Source organism: Armatimonadota bacterium, from assembly GCA_016789105.1.
GTDB lineage: Bacteria > Armatimonadota > Fimbriimonadia > Fimbriimonadales > Fimbriimonadaceae > UphvI-Ar2.
Window position 1 is genome coordinate 1 of sequence record JAEURN010000008.1, and the last position, 19595, is coordinate 19595.

The 19595-nt window shown below is 59.1% G+C and carries 18 protein-coding genes; 12 read left to right on the forward strand and 6 right to left on the reverse strand.

All coding sequences use genetic code 11. The annotated features are described in order from the left end of the window. On the reverse strand, nt 1-996 hold the full coding sequence (locus tag JNM28_08400; protein ID MBL8068456.1) for a hypothetical protein: 996 nt from the start codon (nt 994-996) through the stop codon (nt 1-3). A gap of 21 nt (nt 997-1017) precedes the next feature. Continuing rightward, nucleotides 1018-2664: a hypothetical protein gene (locus tag JNM28_08405; GenBank protein MBL8068457.1), complete on the reverse strand. Its 1647-nt coding sequence runs from the start codon at nt 2662-2664 to the stop codon at nt 1018-1020. A 64-nt stretch (nt 2665-2728) separates the two neighbouring features. On the opposite strand from JNM28_08405, the gene ilvC reads away from it, so the two are divergent. The 7 genes from ilvC to JNM28_08440 all read left to right on the forward strand — a co-directional run bounded on the left by ilvC (nt 2729) and on the right by JNM28_08440 (nt 8430). Next, nucleotides 2729-3727, forward strand: a complete 999-nt coding sequence (gene ilvC, locus JNM28_08410; protein MBL8068458.1) for a ketol-acid reductoisomerase — start codon at nt 2729-2731, stop codon at nt 3725-3727. Nucleotides 3728-3761: 34 nt separating this feature from the next. Continuing rightward, nucleotides 3762-3935 (forward strand): hypothetical protein, encoded by a 174-nt coding sequence (locus JNM28_08415; GenBank protein MBL8068459.1) that lies wholly within the window; start codon nt 3762-3764, stop codon nt 3933-3935. A gap of 27 nt (nt 3936-3962) precedes the next feature. Further along, the gene (locus JNM28_08420) at nt 3963-4328 is read left to right on the forward strand and encodes a deiodinase (GenBank protein MBL8068460.1); all 366 of its coding nucleotides are present in this window, start codon (nt 3963-3965) and stop codon (nt 4326-4328) included. Nucleotides 4329-4344: 16 nt separating this feature from the next. Further along, nucleotides 4345-5163 (forward strand): alkaline phosphatase family protein, encoded by an 819-nt coding sequence (locus JNM28_08425; GenBank protein ID MBL8068461.1) that lies wholly within the window; start codon nt 4345-4347, stop codon nt 5161-5163. 10 nt (nt 5164-5173) lie between these two features. Beyond that, nucleotides 5174-5818, forward strand: coding sequence for a hypothetical protein (locus tag JNM28_08430; protein MBL8068462.1), 645 nt, complete (start codon nt 5174-5176; stop codon nt 5816-5818). A 66-nt stretch (nt 5819-5884) separates the two neighbouring features. Then, complete coding sequence (locus JNM28_08435; protein MBL8068463.1) at nt 5885-7375, forward strand: cysteine--tRNA ligase; 1491 nt, start codon at nt 5885-5887, stop codon at nt 7373-7375. Between the two features lie 41 nt (nt 7376-7416). Beyond that, nucleotides 7417-8430 (forward strand): hypothetical protein, encoded by a 1014-nt coding sequence (locus JNM28_08440; protein MBL8068464.1) that lies wholly within the window; start codon nt 7417-7419, stop codon nt 8428-8430. Here the strand turns inward: JNM28_08440 and JNM28_08445 are convergent. Then, nucleotides 8412-9320 (reverse strand): tetratricopeptide repeat protein, encoded by a 909-nt coding sequence (locus tag JNM28_08445; GenBank protein ID MBL8068465.1) that lies wholly within the window; start codon nt 9318-9320, stop codon nt 8412-8414. The genes JNM28_08440 and JNM28_08445 overlap by 19 nt on opposite strands. Before the next feature lie 166 nt (nt 9321-9486). Between JNM28_08445 and tal the strand changes: the two genes are divergently transcribed. Next, the gene (tal, locus tag JNM28_08450) at nt 9487-10575 is read left to right on the forward strand and encodes a transaldolase (GenBank protein MBL8068466.1); all 1089 of its coding nucleotides are present in this window, start codon (nt 9487-9489) and stop codon (nt 10573-10575) included. A gap of 4 nt (nt 10576-10579) precedes the next feature. Then, entirely contained in the window at nt 10580-12217 is a 1638-nt protein-coding gene (locus JNM28_08455; GenBank protein MBL8068467.1) for a hypothetical protein, read from the forward strand. On the opposite strand, the gene JNM28_08460 is transcribed toward JNM28_08455, so the two are convergent. The 3 genes from JNM28_08460 to JNM28_08470 all read right to left on the reverse strand — a co-directional run bounded on the left by JNM28_08460 (nt 12214) and on the right by JNM28_08470 (nt 16716). Continuing rightward, nucleotides 12214-12813, reverse strand: coding sequence for a TetR/AcrR family transcriptional regulator (locus tag JNM28_08460; GenBank protein ID MBL8068468.1), 600 nt, complete (start codon nt 12811-12813; stop codon nt 12214-12216). The two genes, JNM28_08455 and JNM28_08460, sit on opposite strands and share 4 nt — an antisense overlap. 72 nt (nt 12814-12885) lie before the next feature. Then, the gene (locus JNM28_08465) at nt 12886-16260 is read right to left on the reverse strand and encodes a zinc-dependent metalloprotease (protein MBL8068469.1); all 3375 of its coding nucleotides are present in this window, start codon (nt 16258-16260) and stop codon (nt 12886-12888) included. Between the two features lie 45 nt (nt 16261-16305). Then, a complete protein-coding gene (locus tag JNM28_08470) occupies nt 16306-16716 on the reverse strand; it encodes an acyl-CoA thioesterase (protein ID MBL8068470.1) in 411 nt (136 codons plus the stop codon). A gap of 83 nt (nt 16717-16799) precedes the next feature. On the opposite strand from JNM28_08470, the gene JNM28_08475 reads away from it, so the two are divergent. The 3 genes from JNM28_08475 to JNM28_08485 are packed head-to-tail and all read left to right on the forward strand — an operon-like array spanning nt 16800 to nt 19583. Beyond that, the gene (locus JNM28_08475) at nt 16800-17567 is read left to right on the forward strand and encodes an ATP-binding cassette domain-containing protein (GenBank protein ID MBL8068471.1); all 768 of its coding nucleotides are present in this window, start codon (nt 16800-16802) and stop codon (nt 17565-17567) included. Continuing rightward, nucleotides 17560-18447, forward strand: coding sequence for a hypothetical protein (locus tag JNM28_08480; protein ID MBL8068472.1), 888 nt, complete (start codon nt 17560-17562; stop codon nt 18445-18447). Before JNM28_08475 ends, JNM28_08480 begins: the two co-directional genes overlap by 8 nt. Beyond that, on the forward strand, nt 18444-19583 hold the full coding sequence (locus JNM28_08485) for a peptidoglycan DD-metalloendopeptidase family protein (protein MBL8068473.1): 1140 nt from the start codon (nt 18444-18446) through the stop codon (nt 19581-19583). The genes JNM28_08480 and JNM28_08485 overlap by 4 nt, the downstream gene beginning before the upstream one ends. The last annotated feature ends 12 nt before the right edge of the window (nt 19584-19595 follow it).

Genomic DNA, 19595 nt, shown 5'->3' on the forward strand with positions numbered 1-19595 from the left:
TCACCCGCCCAGCGGGTCGTCGTCGATCTCCCGGTAGGGGCCGCCGTTCCGGATGGCAATTGATGATGGGGTGAGGGCCGCCAGATCCAGGCTCCGGCGCCCCAAGTAGGCGATCTGGGCCCGCCGCTTGTAAGAATCCACCAACTCTGGGAAGTTCGGATCCTCACGCGCAAGGTAGCGGGGTTTGGAATGGTAAAGGTGGAATGTCGAAAGCCAAGTCCGCTCCTCATCCGTGCGCGCCAATGCAACCGCTTGAGCATAAAGGGCTTCATCGCACTTCAAATCGTTGAAGTAATCCACGTAAAACGCCTGGTAGGCAACCGGCACATACCACTCTGGGAACAAGGCGTGGGCTTTGTTCGCCGCCGCCAGTTGCGCATCCCAATCCCCTTCCATCGCCTCCAACATCGTCACCGCTGCCTCCAACCGGTTGGGGGTGAACGCCCAAACATCCGCTTTGGGGTCATCGTGGAAGAGCACCAATATCGGGAACGGGTCAGCGTCATACCCGTGCGGGCTTTTCCTCATGCTGTTCACCCGGGTCGAAAGCGTGTCCAAGAACACCGTGTAAACGTCCTGCGCATCTTGTAGCCGGTTCTGCCGAAGCAAGAGCCTGATGTACTGCGGATAGAACTGGAAAGTCGATCCGCCCCCCCCCATGCCGTAAAAGCTATCCCCCCGCAATGCCCATTTGTATGCCCGGGCCGCATGGGCATCCATGCCCAACCCTTCATAGGCTGTTCCGAGGTAATAATAGAATGTGGTACTTGGAAACCATGTGCTTTCCTTGTAATAGCGTAAGGCCGCGTCTTTGTGAGAAATCACTTCTTGATATTTTTTGTCTGATAAAAGTAGATACATCAAGCTTTCTTCGTGACTGGCAAGCTGGAGCCGCTCATATTTTTCCGCCGAGGTCAATTCTTGTGCTAAGGCCGGGTTGTAGGCCAAGGTTGCAATAATTGCGAGAGCTGCGGTTTTGAGTTTGACTTTTTTCATTGTCCTTTCCTTCTTCTTTTGTTACGGCACATAGAACTGAAATCCTTGGAAATACATGATCCGAACCCACGTTGGATGGTCATCGGTATCTTGTCCGCTAGTAGAAGCAGATGGCATCCCGTTTACATCCCAGTCTGTCGTTTCTGTCCGAGAAGCGTTTCCGTTCCAACTCCATTCGTGTGTCCGAATCGGCACCCACATGACGTTGTGGCCATCAATCGGAGGAGGCAAGTACATGATGTAATCCGTAAAAGAATCGTTCGCAGTCGCCCCGCTCCAATAGTCGGTTAAGTTATCGCTCACTGGACGCGAAAATGTTTGTAGGGGATTATCTGTGATCGAAATTTCTGACCCGATACTCGAAAATTCACCCGAGAAAGAATGTCCCTTTGTGAATGTGTACGGATAGCCAATATCAAGCCACTGGAGGCCGTTTGCCGGACTGATAATATATGTTTGGGAAGCGCCACTGATGAGTTTGCGGGTGTTCGAGCGGCTGAAATTCGCCATTTGCGCAAAACAAGCTTTGCCGACATTGCCAAAATCTGGGATGTCGTTGAACGTAGACAGGACTTCAGCCCCGACTTGCACGCTTGCCCCCTGCGGCACCAGCCCAATCGGCCCAAACCCATCTTGCGAATTGTTTGTGTAGCGTTTGACTTCTCCTGCGACAACTGCGTTACTACTGGTACTCGGTTTGACGGAAACGACTATTTTTGATTTCGCAAGGAATGGGAGCCACATGCCTGGTTCGTCAATAAAGACATTACATTGCACCTGCAATTTGCCACCCGCAGCAGTGTAGAAATTGAAATCTGTTGCGTGGTAGTCGTTAGAAACGAACAAATCAAGCGGATTGGATAAGCGCTCAGGGAAGTAGCCTTTGAACACTTTGAGGTTTAAACCAGGAGCCACCCAAACGCGGTCGGCAACCGCGACCCCAGAAAGCCCGGGCAACACGACATTGGGGTCGGATGGGGCCAAAGCGGTTCGCGCCTTGATCTCTTGACCGGTCAAAAATTTGTCACCGGTACTAAAGTGCGTATACCCACTGAGAGTCACGACCGGGGCCAACACCCGGCACTGGTAATCCACCCGGGCAGAACAGCGGCCCGCCGTTGCGCAGGAGGCCGATGCCGAGGGCGAAAATGTCACCGTGACCTGTTGGCCACCGGCAAGAGACCGGACCCGGCGGCCAGCCCTGTACCCTGCAACCACGTTGCCCATACCTGTTTCGACGAGCGGCGAACCCATCCCGTTATCGCAACTGCCCGTGCCGTTGCCAACCATCGGATCCGCCTCGTATTGGGCATTACAGTACTCCTCGATGACGACGGTGGCGGGAGGCTTGTCGTTGGAATCTGGTGTCTGCGTTCCGGGCAGATTGTCTGGTACCCACTGGAAGATCATTGAAATCTCGCCGGTGCAGGTAGCAAAAGACGCCGTGGAATTGTTCGGCGACAGATAAGACGCCTCGCCAATACAGTTAGGAGAAACATGCGAATATCCGGCGGTGCCGCTTGGATTTGTTGCAACCCCTCCTGAGCTTGAGGAAAATTCATAGTGCCCGGCAAAAGCCTGGACGCAAAAACTAATGGCGCAGACTAACCCGACAACCCGACAACCCGACAACCCGACAAAACCATACGCGGAACCCTCATGCACCACAATAGTAGTGGCAACCGCCCTTGACTGTCAACCCGCTCGGAAAATCCCGCACAAGATTTAACAAATGGCCGACTTCCTCTTCGAACCCGACACAAATCCCGAACTCATCCAGGCCAAAAAAGTAGCCGTCATCGGCTACGGGAGCCAGGGCCGTGCCCAAGCCCTCAACCTCCGCGAAAGCGGAGTACAAGTCACAATCGGCCTCTACCCCGGGTCAAAATCCCGCGCCCAAGCCGAAGCCGATGGCTTCCCCACCCAGGACACTTGCGAAGTGGTGCAGCGGGCTGACGTCGTGATGCTTTGCACCCCCGATGTGCCGATGGCGCAGATCTACCGCGAGGATGTGGCCCCGTTCCTCCGCTCCGGCATGACCCTGCTGTTTGCCCACGGCTTCAACATCGTCTATGGCACCATCGCCCCGCCACCGGGCATCGATGTCGCCATGGTCAGCCCCAAAGGGCCGGGGCCGGGGCTGAGGGCCGAATTCATGGCTGGGAAGGGCCTGCCCGCGCTGGTCGCCGTCCACCAAGATGCCACCGGCCAGGCCGAAGCCCTCGCCCTCAGCTACGCCTGGGGGATCGGCTCGGCGCGGGCGGGCATTTTGCGCACCACATTCCGCGAGGAAACCGAAACCGATCTCTTTGGGGAACAGGCCGTCCTTTGCGGAGGGATCCCCGCCCTCATCGAAGCCGGAGTCCAAACGCTCATCGATGCCGGATACACCCCGGAAGTCGCCTATTTCGAATGCTTGCACGAAACCCGGCTCATCGTCGAACTGCTCTACCGGGGCGGGCTGACCCACATGAACAAGCGCATCAGCGACACCGCCGAATGGGGCGGATACCTGGCCGGAAAGCGGCTCGTCACCGATCAGACCAGGGCTGAAATGAAAGCAATCCTCGCCGAAATCCAATCGGGCCAGTTTGCCCACGGGTGGATCGCTGAAAACGAGGCCGGGCTCCCTCATATGCAGGCGTTCCGGCAGCAGACCCCCAACCTGCCGACCGAACAGGTGGGCCGCCGCGTCCGCCGAACCCTGCCCATCATCGAAGAAGAAGATTAGCGAACCCTCACCCCGGGAACGCGTCAACCCATCCATGACACTTGCGGCCCTGGCCGGATTGATCGCCACCCAAAGGGCGCAGACCCCGCAAGTCGGCGAGTTTGCTCCCGGTTTCACGCTCAAACGGATGGGGAGCAAAGAAAACGTCAGCCTCGCCGATTTCAAAGGCAAACGCCCGGTTGTGCTCATCTTCGGTTCTTATACGTGACCCCCGTTCCGGCAACATGCCGAGTATCTGAACCGGTGGTTCAGCGAAGAAAAATCCAAAGCCGAATTCCTGATCGTCTACGTCCGCGAAGCCCATGCGACCGACGGCCAACAAGCCCAACAAAACATCCGCGACGGCGTTTTGGTCGCCAACCACAAAACCATTGAGGAACGGGAAGAAGCCGCCAAACATTGCGCCGCAGAACTCGGACTCAAAATCCCCATCCTCATGGACAGCATGGATGACAAAACCGAAAAAGCCTACCAAGGCTGGCCAGACCGGCTTTATGTGGTTGGCAAAGACGGCAAAATCGCCTACGCCGGGGAAAAGGGGCCCCGGGGATTCGACCCGCCCCAGGCAAGGGAGGCTCTCCACAACCTAGCCGGCAGATAACCAGTAGAATCTTCCCATGGTTGTCCTTATCTGCGTCGACGGAGCCCGGCCCGATGGCATCGCCCGCGCGGCCACGCCCAACCTCGACCGGATTGGCCATGAGGGGTCGGTCTGCTTCCATATGCAGCCTGTCCATCCCAATTTGCCGCTGGCCGGGCAACAATCGCTCTTCCGCAGCGTTCCACCGGATGTCCATGGGGCAACCGGAGCCGAACTCAACGGGTTCAAGCGGACAATCCCAAGCCTGATCGACACGCTGGCGGCCGCCGACCTCAAGGTGGGCATGTTCTATACCATCCCCAGCTTGCGGGAAGTCAGCCTCCCCGATTCGTCCTCCGTCAACTATTGCAATGCCCGGACCCACACCAGCGATGGCGACAACCACATTGTCGAAATGGCCATCCGCACCGCCGCCATGGAAGACTTCGACTTCCTGTTCGTCAATTTGGGCCATGCAGGTTATGTGGGTGCTCACTACGGCTGGCATTCCGACGAATACATCCAGGCCATGACATTCACCGATGCCTGCATCGGCAAGTTCACCGATGCCATCATCGCCCTCCACCAGCCGGTCGACTTTATTGTGGCCAGCAACCACTCCGGTGGCGGTGAGGCCGACGAAGACCTTCCGCTCTACATGTGGGGTTACCGCATGGTTCAGGGGATCAAGGTCGAGCAGCCGGTTTCGCTGCTCGATATCGCCCCAACCATCGCGTACCTTTACAGCATCGACCCCCCACGCGAGTGGCAGGGCAAACTGATTGCCGAGGCCATCAAAGACACGCCAGAATCGGAAGCCCGGAGCCAATCCACCGTCTTCGGCTTGGAAGACTGACCGGGATTCAATGGCAGTCGACCCCAGCCCCTATTGGAGCCCGGTTGGCAGCCGCACGGTCGGCTACCGCTTGGGAATCCTCTGCAGTGTGGTGGTGATCCAAATGGTAGGGGCCTATTTGGCCGTCGCGCTCGCCCAAGGGATTGCCCATCGCATGGCCGGAGATTCAGCCAAGATCGTTTGGCTCTACGGTTTGGGGATGGTTGCCACACGGTTCATCTCACGAGGTTTCATAGACTTGGCGACGAGCGACCGACTCGGGGTCATGCCGGGCGAAAGAGTCACCGCGGCCATCTATTTCTTGGCTATTGCCCTCCGCGGTGCCCCCCATGCGCTGTTCCTCACTTGGCTCGGGGCGTTGATGGGGGCGGTCGATGACTTTCCGGATCCCGTTTTGTTCGCCACGCTGCTTGCCACCTTGCCCCTGCTCTTTTTGGACCGGATCCGGCGCATGCCGACTGTTGCCATCAGGAATCCAAGGCAGCTCCTGCTCGACCGGGGCTCCCCGCTTTACCGGGACGTGGCGAACCGCCTTAAACAACCGGGATGGCTCGAGACTGTCAAATATGTCCGGAAACAAACCGGCCTTTCCGTCCGCGACGCCCTCATGCTGATGGCCCTCATCCGGAACGACGCCAAATCCCGCGGCTTCTGACAGGGCAACGGCCGCGCCCGTCCCAGAGTATCCAAAACGGGGCGTTTCACAATAAAGCCCAAGCCCATGAGCGCCAAGGAATTCCGACTCTACGATTCTCTCAGCCGGCAAGTCAAACCGATCACGCCTGCTGAACCCGGACACCTTCGCCTCTACTCTTGCGGGCCTACCGTCTACTCGTACGCCCACATCGGCAACTTCCGCACGTTCGTCACCACCGACTTGATTGTCCGGACGGCCCGCTCCCTCGGTTGGCGTGTCACGAGCGTCAGCAACATCACCGATGTCGGGCACCTGACCGAAGACAACGTCGCCGACGCCACCGGCGAAGACAAAATGGCCCGGGCCCTCCAATCCAAAGACGGCGAGGACTTTGCCAACGTTTGGGATCTTGCCCGATACTATGCCAACGCCTTTGAGCAAGACTGGGCCAGCCTCAACCTACTGCCACCCACCATACGCCCCCGCGCCACCGAGCACATGCGCGAACAAATCCTGGCTGTGCAAGACCTCATCCAAAAGGGGCACGCCTACGAAACCCCGACCGGCGTGTACTTCAGCGTCGAAAGCTTTGGCGATTACGGCAAACTCAGCGGCAACCGGGATCGGGAAGACCTCCAGGTGGCCGTGAGGGACATCGTCCAAGACGACAACAAACGCAACCCCGCCGACTTTGCCCTATGGAAAAAGGACGACAAGCACCTGATGCAATGGTTTAGCCCTTGGGGTTGGGGGTTCCCCGGGTGGCACATCGAATGTTCCGTCATGGCCCAGAAATACCTTGGCGACACCATCGACCTCCACGGTGGGGGCGAAGACCTCCGGTTCCCCCACCACGAATGCGAGATCGCGCAATCGGAAGCCGGTTCCGGCAAACCGTTTTGCAACCACTGGTTCCACGTCACGTTCTTGCAGGTCGAGGGCGAAAAAATGTCCAAATCCAAGGGCAACTTTTTCACGGCCCGGGATATTTTTGAACAAGGATTCAGCCCCTTGGCGTTGCGGCTCGCCCTGATCAGCGTCCCCTACAACAAACCGCACAACTTCACCCGGCAAACCCTGCGCGACTCACAAAACCACTTCGAACGGTTCCAAGAATCCCTCGCCAGGATTGCCGCCCAAGGCGTCGACCCCGAAGCACTTGAGGACACCTTTTCGCCCGAACCGCTCTTTGCCGACCTCTACGGAGAGGCCCAAGAGGCCATGCTCAACGACCTCAACACATCCGTTGCCGTTGCCAAGGCGCTGGAAGGCAACAAACTTATCCTCCGCGACCCGCTCACCCCGCACTCCGCCCAAAACGCAGCCTGGTTCTTGAAAAAAATCAACGACCTCTTGGGAATCGCTTATAACACCCAAGCGGCAGAAACGGAAGGCCCTGATGAGGCCGAACCGGTGATTGACGGGCACCCGATCAGCGAACTCATCGTGCATCGGGCCGAGGCCAAAGCGGCCAAAGACTTTGCCCGGGCCGACGCCATCCGCGCTGCCGTCGAATCGGCTGGGTTCGAACTCCGGGATTCTCCCGAAGGCACAACCTGGCGAAAATCGACGTGACCGATTGAAACCTTCCCGGCCCCTTTCGCGTTCCGGATTTCATGACGCGCAAGAGCATGGGGCTGGCCATCCTTGCCGTCACGAGCATCGCCTTTGCCGGGCTCATCGCCATCATCGCATCCGAACCCTCTCCCAAAAAGGCATCGGGCGTCGTCTCAAAAATGCGGGTTGCCCCTGCCGGGCGGTTCGACCAAAAAGCCTGTGCGTCAAAAGTCGCCGCGATTTGCGGCTATCACGACCAGTACAAGAATTTTCCGACCGCCTCCATTTTGGCCCTCGACCTGATCCGAGAGATCGACGCATCGGATGCTACGGCCGGAGACTTGGTCGACTCCTTTGAGGGCATCGACCGCATGCTCGACCTGGTCGGCGGCCGCGGGGGGTGCGACAGCGCCCTCCAAGAAGCCTTATTTGCTCGATGCGGCCAAGGGTTCCGCCTTGAGCCGCGGCAGTATGGATCCGCCTTGCGCATGTTTGAAGCCATGGTGAAGTCCAACCGGTCCACCGGCAGGCTTTTGCCCATCTTCTTGGCGTTTGGCCAACTCGACCGCTCGCCCGACTGGCAATCGGCCCTCGCCCGTGCGGCCGAAACCAAGACTGTCATTGAGACTGAAAAGGCCGACCTGCGGTTTGCCTGGGAAGCCTGCGCCCAAATTGGGAAAGTGCTGCCGATGAGGCTCGAATCATGGCCTGGGACGCCCAAAGCCATGGCCGTCCAAAACCTCCCCGTCACGGTTCTGCTTGCCCGCGCCCCGATCCGCTATCAGCGGTTGGCCCGGCTGGCGGATGCTTCCAAAGGAACTTCCCGGTTGGTCTCGGCAACCCTGTTTGACAGCCAGGGCGGCCAGGAATTCGCAAAACTGGCCGAATATTGCCGGGTTCCCCTCTACCGAGCCGAAGGGGGCCTGGCAGACAACCTCCCCAACGAAGTCGATTACATCGTTTTTTACTGCGATCCCCAAATGCGGCTTTTGGCCATGGATGATGGGCTCCTGTTGACCCGGGCCAAGGAGAACGGACGGTTCCCGCCTTCAAGTCAAACTTTGCGGCGGTAAAGGACTTCTTGCGAGGCGATCGGGTGTTGCGGGTCGATCTCCAATGTCCGGCGGAACGCGGACATGGCCGCCTCCTCGTCGCCCATCCGGCGGGACGCGACCCCCATCAACGCATAGGCTTCGGCGTAATCGGGGTTTGCGGCAATCGCGGTTTGGAAAGCCTTTTTCGCCCCATCGAGGTTGTCCAATTCCAATTGGGCTTGGCCGAACCGGATATGCACATCCGCATAAGACGGCGCGATCCACGAGACCGCTTGAAACAATTCGGCCGCGGCTTGCCAATCCCCCTTTTTGGCCAGGGCATCCCCTTCTGAAAGTAGTTGGTGGATATCTGATCCGCGCGGTTCGATTTGGGCGAATGCTGATTCCGCCGCCGCATAATCGCCCTCGCGGAATGCCCGCTCACCGTCCACCCATTCCTTGCCTGCCAACCGGTGGTCAATCCGCACCCCCTCTTCCACCGAAAGGAACCCCAATTGGGGTTCAGCAGCGTGCATCAAAATCACGCCGCGCAAAACCAAGGCGGCCCCATATTCCGGGTTGATGGAAAGCGCTTGCTCCACCGACTGGCGCGCCTCGTCCCAACGGCCAAGAGCCTTTTCGATCCGCGAACGCAACAACCACAGGTCGGCAAACCCCGGCCGCGTCTCCGTCGCCTCGGCAGCCAGCCGATGGGCCGAATCGAAATCCCGCGCCTCGAACATCCGGCGGGCCAAACGGCCGAGCGATCCCGCCAAGTAGCTTTTGGCCCGGTCACGGATCGAACGATCAGCCGCCCCCATGGCACTGGAGCGGAAGAAACCCGCCGCCTCTTCAAACTCTCCGCGCTCAAACGCCCGGACACCGTCGTCAAACGCGGCATCGTGGCCAAAACCAAACCATTTGCTCACAAAAGCCATTGGAACCCAATGCCAATTCTCGGCTGGCCCGTCCAAAAAACAAAAGCCGTCCTTGGCCGCTCGCCCGCCATTCCCTTGGCCATGGTTCCAGACGCGCGATATGTGGCAAAAGCCGCCCCCCCTTTTTGGCAAGGACCGTAAAATAACCAAGACGCCCATGAACCCCATCCAAATGCTCCCGCAGTTCGGCCAATCGCCATGGCTCGATTTCATCCGGCGTGGGTATATCGAAGATGGCAGCCTGCAACGCATGGTCGGACTCGGCATCCGGGGCGTCACCAGCAACCCCGCGATTTTTGAAAAAGCCATTGCCGGCAGCCAAGACTATGACGGGGCCATCGTCACCCTCACCGGAGAAGGGCTGACCCCCGAGCAGATCCTGGACACGCTGAGCATTGAGGACGTCGGCCGGGCCGCCGATGTTTTCCGACCGGTCTATGAAAGCACCGGGGGGTTGGACGGCTATGTCAGCTTGGAAGTGAGCCCCCATTTGGCCGACGATGCCGATGGCACGGTTGCCGACGGACTCCGGCTTTGGCAGGCTCTGAACCGGCCCAATGTGATGATCAAAGTCCCCGCGACCCGTGCTGGAGTGGAGGCCTTCCGGCAGCTGACCGCCGAAGGCGTCAATGTCAACGTCACACTGCTGTTCAGCGTTGAACGGTATCGCGATATCGCCACCGCCTACATCGAGGCGTTGGAACACCGGCAGGCGAACGGGCTACCCCTCAACCAAGCCTCCGTCGCCAGTTTCTTCGTCAGCCGCGTCGACACCCTCCTTGACCCACAACTCGAAACAATCGCCCCTGGGCTTGCCGGCAAAATCGCCATCGCCAACTGCCACATGGCTTACCAGGTCTACAATCATCTATTCAAGACCGAACGGTTCCAAACGCTTGCCGATTCTGGGGCCAGGCCGCAGCGGCTGCTTTGGGCGTCCACCTCGGCAAAAAACCCGGCGTATTCGCCGGTGCTTTATGTTGAAACTCTCGTTGGCCCCGACACCGTGAACACGATGCCCATCGAAACCATCGACGCCTACCTCGAATCTGGGAGCCCGGCCGACCGCCTGACTGGCCAATACCCGGCCCAAAAGGACCTAATGGACCAGCTTGCCAAAGCCGGAATCGATATCGAAGATGTGGCGGCAACCCTGCAAACGCAAGCCATTGAAAAGTTTGTCGAGCCGTTTGAAAAGCTGCTGGCCGCCCTGCAAGCCAAACAAGAATCCATCGTGGTGGGCTAAGCCGATGAACCAAGACCAGGCCCTGGCCCTCGTCGCGGAATCCGGTTGGGATCTGCAACAAACCGCCGACAAGATTTACGCCAAAGATCCCTCACTCTGGAGCAGCGACCCTGCGGTGCAGCGGGACATCGCCGCTTTCTTGGGTTGGGTCGATGCCCCGTTGCGCACCCGCCGGCTCGTGCCAGATATCGTGGGCTTTGCCGAAGAAGCCAAGACTGCCGGATTCACCGACGCCGTCGTTTTGGGAATGGGCGGTTCCAGCCTCAGTAGCTTGATGTTTGCCCATGCCTTCCCCGATAGCGGCGGGCTCAAGCTCCACGTTCTGGATAGCACCGTTCCGGGCGATGTCCTCCGGGTCAAAAGATCGGTCAATCTAAAAAGAACCTTGATCCTCGTCGCCAGCAAGTCCGGGACAACCATCGAACCGCTGGCTTTTGAAGAGTACTTCTTCGCCGCCTTGCAAGAAGAAGTGGGCAGGAATGCCCCGTCCCACATGGTCGCCATCACCGATCCAGGCTCGCAGATGGAAGCCCGGGCAAAGGAACGTGGTTACCGGCATGTCTTCCTCGGGGAACCGGAAGTCGGCGGCCGATTCAGCGTGTTCACCGTGTTTGGGATGGTGCCGGCGGCCCTGGCCGGGCTGCCAGTTGCCAGCATCCTGGATGACGTTTGCGGGTTGCTCGAATCCCATGACACCCACGGATTCGAAAGCGGCCTGTTCTTCGGCGTCCTGGCAAAAGCCGGAGTCGACAAGGTCACATTTGCCACCCCTAAACATTTGGAAGGCGTCGCCCTCTGGGCCGAGCAGCTCATTGCCGAATCCACTGGGAAAAACGGGGTTGGTGTCTTGCCTTTGGCCACCGAACCGTTAGGTCAACCGGAATCCTACGGCCCAGACCGCCTGTTTTTCGCCGTGACCGATGGAAGCCACGCCTCACAACCCATTCCTGGCCCGGTTCAATCGCCCCAAGTGACCGCCCATATCGACTCCCCACAAAAGCTGGGCAAAGTCCTCATGTGGCTGGAACTCGCCACTGCGGCCGCCGGGGCCGTGCTCGGTGTCAACCCGTTCGATCAGCCCAATGTCCAAGCGGCCAAAGACATTGCCAAAAGCGAACTCGTAAAGATCCAACAATCTGGGCGGTTGCCCGACGTGCGATTCGACATCGAGGACGACATCCTCGCCATTTCTGGATCGAACGGTCAAACCGTCGGACAGGCGCTTTCTGCCTTCATTAACCAGGGCCAAATCGGCGACGTCGCCACGTTCCTGGCCTTTTTGCCCGAAAGCCCCCAAACCACCGCCCACATCCAAACGATGCGGGCCGCGATCCGCGACCGCCTTAACCTGGCAACCGCGTTCGGTTATGGCCCGCGCTACCTGCACAGCACCGGCCAATATCACAAAGGCGGGCCCAACAACGGCCTCTTTATCGTCCTCACCGCCCAAGATGCCGAGGATCCCGCCATCCCCGGGATGGGCGCGACATTCGGGCAACTCAAAATGGCCCAGGCCATCGGCGATATTGGCGCGTTGCGCGCCAATGGCCGGCGCGTGGTGCATGTTCATCTCAAAACAGACGATGTGGAACGGGCCCTGGCCCAGCTCAGCGATGCCCTGCACATCGCGTCCGCTCCCTAAAAACCGGTGTTGACCGCGATGCCTTCGATCGCCGAATTGGCGACCTCGAACACCCGGTCGCGCGGCACCTTGGCTTTTTGAAGGACGCGCATCGCCGTTACCGCATGCGCCAAAGCCCAAGCACTCCGCCGACAATCGACCCCGGCTGGCAGGTCGCCGGACGCCACTGCCGATTCCAGACTCTTTTGGAACCGCGCCGCATAGGCGTCCCAAAACTCGTGGACCAAGCTGGCGACCTCGGCATCTTCCCCGCCAAATTCGCAGGCCGCAATCACCATCAAGCAGCCTGGCGGCATTCCTGGGTCGGGCCCGCCGCCGATCGCCAACAGGCAGTCGCACAGGGAATCATAGGCCGAACTGGCGACCCCCAACCGCTTGTCGAGCCGGTCCAATTCGCTTTCCCCGTACTTTTTCAGGACTAGCAAGAAGAGTCCCCGCTTATCCCCAAAAACGTTGTAGAGGCTCTGCCGGGCCATTTGGATATGCTCCAAAAGCGCCGTCAGGCCAGTTCCTTCGTAACCGCGCCGCCAAAAGATCTCGGTGGCTCGTTCGAGCACGATTTGCTCGTCGAAGGTTCGCGGGCGGCCGGCGGACATAACGGACTAGACGGTCAAGATTGGGCGAAAGCACCAAAAAAAACCCGGGCCGATCGGCCCGGGTTTTTGCGGCTAGCCGCCCCGCAGCAGATCGAGCAGACTGGGAGAACCCCCACCCGATGCCCCGACGGTCGGCTTTGCGTCCAATGCCATGCCGATTCGTGTGGACAGATCAGCGTAGTGCAGAGCCGTCTGGGGATCTTTGTTCGCCTTTGCCGCTGTCGCCAAGCTGCCCCGCAATTGAGTGAGCTCATAGCGAGCGAGGATTAACGCGTCAGCCGGCACGACCTGTTTTTCCAGCACCATCGCGATCAAAGAGTCCACATAGCTCTTTTGCAAATCGCGCCGCAAGGGGTCAACCGCACCGTTGCCACCCAATTCCACCCAAATTGCCTTGTGCAACGATTGGAACAGGTCGACGATCGTCAAGACCTTCTCATTCGGTTCGGCTTTGTACTCCTGGTTGACCAACCGGGCCATCGTGCCAGGATCCAGCAATGAATCAAGGGCGGCCGATTGCAATCCGCCCAAGACGTCTCGAACCGGGTAGTCGTCGGAACCGGCCAACATTTGTTCGATAAAGTCGGCCTTTGGGTTAACCGTGAAATTCTTGAAGAACCCTTTGGGAAAACTCAAGGAATCTTTTGCGAACACCATTTTGACCACTTGGTCTAATGCCGCCTTCTGCGTGGTGGCCGGGATCGTCACAATCGGCTTCTTCCCGCCAGGGTCTGATGGGTACGACGGGCTGCGCCGGACACCCCCGATAAACCGAGTCAGTTCGATTGCAGACTGGCCATACATGCTGAACAGCCTGTCGAACTCGCGGGTGAAGGTGTAGTAGCTTTCGCCCGGCCTCAGCGTTGTCGCCGGAAGATCCAGCATGAGCTGGCGGCTGACCGAGCCCATCTTCGTCCAATAGGCCAGCGGGTCGGCACCCAGGTCGAACCGGGTGACATACGGGTCGACGCCATCAGCATATTCGTCGCCCAGCCAGGCCAGCCCTTCGCGGGCGCCTTGCTGCGCAATCTGGTACAGGTCGTAACGCTCCCCGCCGGTCGATTTCCCGGCAAACGGCGTGTAGCCGAACTTGATCGCCCACTTGTCGTACCGGCCAACCGTCTGGCTGAAGAAGTCCGCTTCGGGATTCTTCAAAGCCGAAGGGTTGAACGCGACGTAATCCATCACCGAGGCCGCCGTGCCTTCTTTATCGACGGTTGCTGGGTTCCCCAGTTGGTCGAGCGAGAGGAGCGTGGAGGCCACAAAATTGTGCCGCAAGCCCATCAAGTGCCCAACTTCGTGGCTGACAACCCAATGGACGAACTGGTTGACATACTCGCTCCGGGAAACCCCCGCCATTTGAGCGGCGGCCGTCATCCCCGTCAGCATGGACAGGTTGCCATCGGTGAGCAAATCGCACCGGTTAGGGCTGCAGCCGTTGGCGGCCAAGCTAGCCAAGCGGCGCTTCACCCGGGCCTGCCAGGCTTCTGGACGGATGAACACGCCATATTCCCCGGCAAATGTCCGGACGATGTTGGCGTCGACGGTCACCGAAGCATTGAGGATTTCACCCGTCAACGGGTTCGCCCGCATCAGCGCAATCGCATAGGCAGCATCCGGGGAAGCCACCCACCGCACAACGTTATAGCGCATGTCGGCATGGTCGAAGTCGGCGTCGTCCGGCATCTGCTTGGCGATGACGGCATTGCTGAACCCGGCTTCGAGGAACGCGGCGTTCCACCCTTCGATTCCAGCCTTGACGGCTTCGCGGTATTCCGGCGGAGTAGCGTTGTCGATCCAAAACACAATCGGCTCAACCGGGTCGCTCACCGCTGCTGAGGGGTCTTTTTTGACCAGGTTCCAACGGTTGATGTACTGGACCTTCAAATCATTGGCGGTCGGGTCGTCGTACGATGTGAAGTCGGTGGTGAAGAACCCGACGCGGCTGTCGTACATCCGGGGTTGGTACCCATTTTCCACCGGCAAGGCAAAAAGGTTGTATTCAACAGAAAGGACGACGCTGCGGTCATCAGCCGGGCGGCCACCCGTGCTCAAGAGGGATCCCAGACCCCCACCCCCGCGGCCGATGAAGTTGAGAGTCGCCCGAACAGAAAGGTTCTTTGGGAAATTTGCCACGGACGCGAGGTAGGAATTCTCCCGATCCAGGATGTAGGGGGTTCCTCCCCCACCCAGGATCGGGTTGCCACCGCCAGCGAGGATCTCGGCGACCCGGCCCAAGTCGCCCCGGAACATGTCCGAAACATCGATCAACACCGAATCACGGTCGGCTTGCTCCGCTTCGATGTCGAAACTTTCGACCAGCGAATCGGGGAATGACCGGCGCACCGCCCGGGCGATCGCCAAATTGTTGTCGGCCCGGTAAAGGTAGTTGGGCACATACATCGCAAGCCGGTTGTTGGGCAAACGGCGGAATTCGAAGACAAGGTCGTTGATCGGGTCGCCGGCCGTCAGCCGGCCATCGGCCAACCCGGTCGAAGCGGTCGTTTGCAGCATCATGGCCGTGCCGAACTGCGACTTTTTGACTTCTAGCTTCAAAACGGTTTTGCCGCCATCGGACTTTTTATAGAGCGTCAAGGCGCCATCCAGCTTTTCAAAACCCTCAACGGCTTGGTCGATCGCGCCGGCATCCTGGCCACCTTCCGGTTTGTTGGTGTCAGATTTGACCAGGCCCCCGCTTGTCCGCCCGGTTTTGCTCTCAATGGACAAAACAACCGGTTCGCCCAGTCCAAAATCGAACTTCGCCCCGGTGACCTTGGACTCGATTTTTATCGCGTCGCCGCTTGCGATTTCGATCCATTGCGTTGAAGAGACCTTCATCGCCGGGCTGCCCGATTTTTCGGACCAGTCCATCTTGATCTTTGCGCAGGCGACCCCATCCACCTCTTCAAACCCGATCACGGTGAATGTCGCCGAAGCTGCCGCAACCTTCAAGTCCGCCGACTCTGGGTAATCGTGGGTCCAAGTGTCGCCCGCCCCGATTGGCTCCGATTTGAAAATGAGGGCAGTGCCGACGGCCACGGAGTTCTCCAAACGGATTTGGAGTTCGTCTTCGATCTCCGGGTTGTGCTTGACCGCCAAGATCTGGCCGTTGCGCGCAAAGGTGGTATCCGTTGTGCTGTCGTCGGGGTCGGATTCGAGCGGATCCCCGTTGATCGTCGTCTTGGAAGAAACCGTTTTTGACCGCAAAACGGATTTTTCGGCATCGGACGAGACAACCTCGGTCTCAAAGACACTGCTGTCTTCGATCACGATTTGCTGGCCCTGGGCTGAAAAGGTGATTTTGGAGGCGTCTTTGGACTTGGCCGACTGCCCCGCCTCCGGTTTGAACTCCAAAAGAACCTTTTCTTGCCGTTTGACCGATCCGGCCAGGGCAGGGGAAACACAAAGGGCCATTGCCAGGGCCCAAACGCAGACGCGCAACTGCATCCCTTACTTTAGCTGGTTTGACCCGACCCGAGTGCGCCAACCGCGTCAGCTGGCGCCTTTTTCAACCAATTCTCGAAAGAACGGCGGGATTGTTGCCGCTTTCATGCTTTGGTCCACGCACACCTGCCAGGTGTAACCCTCTGTCACAACCTTTCCGGTCGATTCGTTGGTGATCTCATACAAAAACTGGATGGCCGCCCGGCGGACCTCGCCGACCCAAATCGCCACCGCGATCACGTCGTCGTATTTCACTTCCCCCCGGTACTTGGCCCACACCTCCACAACCGGAAGCTTGAAGCCCGACTGCTCCATCTCCAAATAGGAAAATCCCCGTTCGCGGCACCAGGCCGCACGGGCCTGTTCAAAGTAGAGCATGTAATTGCCGTAGTAGGCGTGCCCCATCATGTCCGTCTCCCCATACCGGACCCGGATCCGCTCGACCGTCCGTTGCCCCATCCAACCAGGTTTACCCGGACCGGCACACCCTTCCGGAACCTCCAGGCGTCCCGATGGGTAGCATCTCTCGGGATCCAGACGACATGGCGAACGACCCCTACATCGCCCTCCAAAGAGTGGAGGTGGCCTACAACGATTACGTCGCCGGATTGCGCGGGGTCAGCCTCACCGTTGAACGGGGGGAATTCGTCTTCCTCTGCGGGCAAACCGGGAGCGGCAAATCCACGATCATCCGCGTCCTCAGCGGGCAAATCAAGCCAACCAAAGGCGAAGCGGTTTTGGACGGGCGCCCACTCAGCCTCCTCAAGCCGGAGGACATCCCGGAGATCCGGCGCAAAATTGGGATCATCCCCCAAGACTTCGGGCTGCTCCCCAACAAAAAAGTCTGGGAAAATGTCGGCTACGCCATGCGCGCCGTTGGCCGGACCAAACTCGAAGTCAGGGAACAAGTCCCGGAAATCTTGGAACGAGTCAATATCCTCCACCGGGCCGACGCTTATCCCGGTGAGCTCTCTGGGGGCGAACAGCAACGCGTCGCCATCGCCAGGGCGCTCATCAACAATCCTCCGCTGCTTTTGGCCGACGAGCCCACCGGCAACCTCGACCCCGCCCACAGCGACGAGATTATCAACATCCTTTTGGAGCTCAACTCCCAGGGCACGACCGTCATCGTCGCCACCCACGACATCACCCAAGTCGCCCGGGCCAACAAACGGGTCATCCTTATGTCGGCCGGGTTGATCGAGGAGCAGGGGGACGACACGACCATAGCCGCAACGGAAACCCAGGAACACCAGGAAGACCGGGAAGACCAAGGCGCCAACGGAAGCCAAGGGGGAAGCCATGCTTGACCGGCTGGAGTTCTTGGTCAGCGAGGCCATCGTCAGCCTCCGCCGGAACCGGGGCATGACCTTTGCCTCCATCATCGCCTCTTCGCTGGCCCTGGTCATCGTCGGCGGGTTCACCCTCACCTATATCGGCCTTTCCAAATATGTCGCCGCCCAGGGATCCCGCTTTGAAATGAGCGTCTTCGCCCGTGACGACGCCACCCCCGACCAGGTGCGCACCCTCGGCGACAACATCGGCAAACTCGATGGCGTTGACAAAGTCACCTTCAAAAGTAAGGCCGAGGTCTGGGCGGAATGGAAAAAGAAAAACCCCTCCATTACGAGTGGTCTGGAACTTGAAAACCCCATGCCCGACACCTTTGTGGTGACCTTCAAAGACCTGCGCAAAGTCGATTCCGTCTCGAAGCTCGTCGGGCACATGCCCGAAGTCGCCCCAAAAGACGGCGTCCAGCTCATGGGAGAAGTCCAATCCCTGCTGGAAAGCGTCATCAACTCCATCCGGTGGCTGGGAATCGGCCTGGGCATCGTCACCCTCCTCACCGGCGGGATCCTTATTTACAACACGGTCCGGCTCACCATGAACGCCCGCCGCCGCGAAATCCGGATCATGGAGCTTGTCGGCGCGAACCGATCCACCATCGAAATCCCGCTGCTCATTGAAGGCATCACCCACGGCGTCCTCGGCTCCCTCATCGCAACCCTGGTATTGTGGGTGGGGTTTGGGATCGTCTCCAAAGCCATCGGCACCATGCCGATGATCCATACAGAGCCCTTCCCGGCCGCGTGGACGACCGCGTCCCTGGCTTTGGCCGGTGCCGCCTACGGCTACGTTTGTGGCGCACTCGCCATTCGTGAAAATCAAAAGGAAGCCATCCCCAGATGAAACGAATCGCCTCCATAGCTCTTGCCCTCCTGCTCACCGCAGGAATGGTCTCCTTTGCCCAACTTTCCGCAACGGAAAAGAAAAAAAAGACCAGCCTTTCGCAATCCCTTAACAAAGTCAAAGACAAGCGAAACGCACTCCGAAAACAGCTCAACGCCAAACGCGCCGAAGTCGGCGACGCCATGGACGCCGTCCATGCGGTTGACAACAAAATGTCATCCGTCCAAGACCAACTCGACAAAACCGAGAGGGAATTGGAATCCGCCAAGCGCGAGCAACAGAAACTGGCGACCGAATTGCGCGAACAAACCGAAAAGCTAGAACAGATCAAAATCAGGGTCGGTCACCGCATCCGGGCCATGTATGTGCAAGGCGACGGCTCACCCATCGCCCTCCTTTCCGAATCGGAAAACCTCAGCGACCTCGCTGCCCGCAAAGCCTTGCTGGAGCGCATCGCCGACAAAGACCGTGAAATCTTCACCGAAGCGCGTGTGCTCCGGGATACCGTCCTCGCCAAGAAAAAGGAACGCGACGCCAAAGTCATCCAAGTCGCCGCGCTGATTGAGCAAAGAACGAAGCAATTGGCCGAACTTGAATCAGTCCGGGCCGAAAAGAAAGCCATGTTCGCCTCACTCAAGGCCGAAGAAAACGATCTTGAAGACCGGTACGACGACATGCTCAAAGAGAGCCAAAAGCTGGAGGCGCAAATCGCCGCCCTCCAAGCTAAAGCATCTGGCTCGACCCCGATTTTCAGCGGCAAGTTCATCCTCCCGGTTAACGGCCGGTTCTCCAGCGGCTTCGGCTACCGAGTCCACCCGATCAGCGGAGTGCGGAAAATGCACACCGGTCAAGATATCGCGGCCCCATCGGGGACGGCCATCAAAGCCGCCGGATCTGGCAAAGTCATCACCGCCGCTTACCTCAACGGGTACGGCAACACCGTCGTCATCGACCATGGCGGGGGCGTCTCCACCCTTTATGGGCACTGCAGCCGGCTGTTTGTTTCGGTTGGGCAAACCGTCAGCCAAGGCCAAAAGATCGCGGCCGTCGGCTCCACCGGGTACAGCACTGGCCCCCACCTCCATTTCGAGGTCCGCATCAACGGCAAGCCGGTCAACCCGCTCGGGCGTATCTGACCAACCTGGAGC

Excerpts from the sequence above, each read along its gene's own strand:
- JNM28_08400 (MBL8068456.1), bottom strand. The coding sequence starts at position 996 with ATGAAAAAAGTCAAACTCAAAACCGCAGCTCTCGCAATTATTGCAACC.
- ilvC (MBL8068458.1), top strand. The coding sequence starts at position 2,729 with ATGGCCGACTTCCTCTTCGAACCCGACACAAATCCCGAACTCATCCAG.
- JNM28_08415 (MBL8068459.1), top strand. The coding sequence starts at position 3,762 with ATGACACTTGCGGCCCTGGCCGGATTGATCGCCACCCAAAGGGCGCAG.
- JNM28_08425 (MBL8068461.1), top strand. The coding sequence starts at position 4,345 with ATGGTTGTCCTTATCTGCGTCGACGGAGCCCGGCCCGATGGCATCGCC.
- JNM28_08430 (MBL8068462.1), top strand. The coding sequence starts at position 5,174 with ATGGCAGTCGACCCCAGCCCCTATTGGAGCCCGGTTGGCAGCCGCACG.
- JNM28_08435 (MBL8068463.1), top strand. The coding sequence starts at position 5,885 with ATGAGCGCCAAGGAATTCCGACTCTACGATTCTCTCAGCCGGCAAGTC.
- JNM28_08440 (MBL8068464.1), top strand. The coding sequence starts at position 7,417 with ATGACGCGCAAGAGCATGGGGCTGGCCATCCTTGCCGTCACGAGCATC.
- tal (MBL8068466.1), top strand. The coding sequence starts at position 9,487 with ATGAACCCCATCCAAATGCTCCCGCAGTTCGGCCAATCGCCATGGCTC.
- JNM28_08455 (MBL8068467.1), top strand. The coding sequence starts at position 10,580 with ATGAACCAAGACCAGGCCCTGGCCCTCGTCGCGGAATCCGGTTGGGAT.
- JNM28_08460 (MBL8068468.1), bottom strand. The coding sequence starts at position 12,813 with ATGTCCGCCGGCCGCCCGCGAACCTTCGACGAGCAAATCGTGCTCGAA.
- JNM28_08465 (MBL8068469.1), bottom strand. The coding sequence starts at position 16,260 with ATGCAGTTGCGCGTCTGCGTTTGGGCCCTGGCAATGGCCCTTTGTGTT.
- JNM28_08470 (MBL8068470.1), bottom strand. The coding sequence starts at position 16,716 with ATGGGGCAACGGACGGTCGAGCGGATCCGGGTCCGGTATGGGGAGACG.
- JNM28_08475 (MBL8068471.1), top strand. The coding sequence starts at position 16,800 with ATGGCGAACGACCCCTACATCGCCCTCCAAAGAGTGGAGGTGGCCTAC.
- JNM28_08480 (MBL8068472.1), top strand. The coding sequence starts at position 17,560 with ATGCTTGACCGGCTGGAGTTCTTGGTCAGCGAGGCCATCGTCAGCCTC.
- JNM28_08485 (MBL8068473.1), top strand. The coding sequence starts at position 18,444 with ATGAAACGAATCGCCTCCATAGCTCTTGCCCTCCTGCTCACCGCAGGA.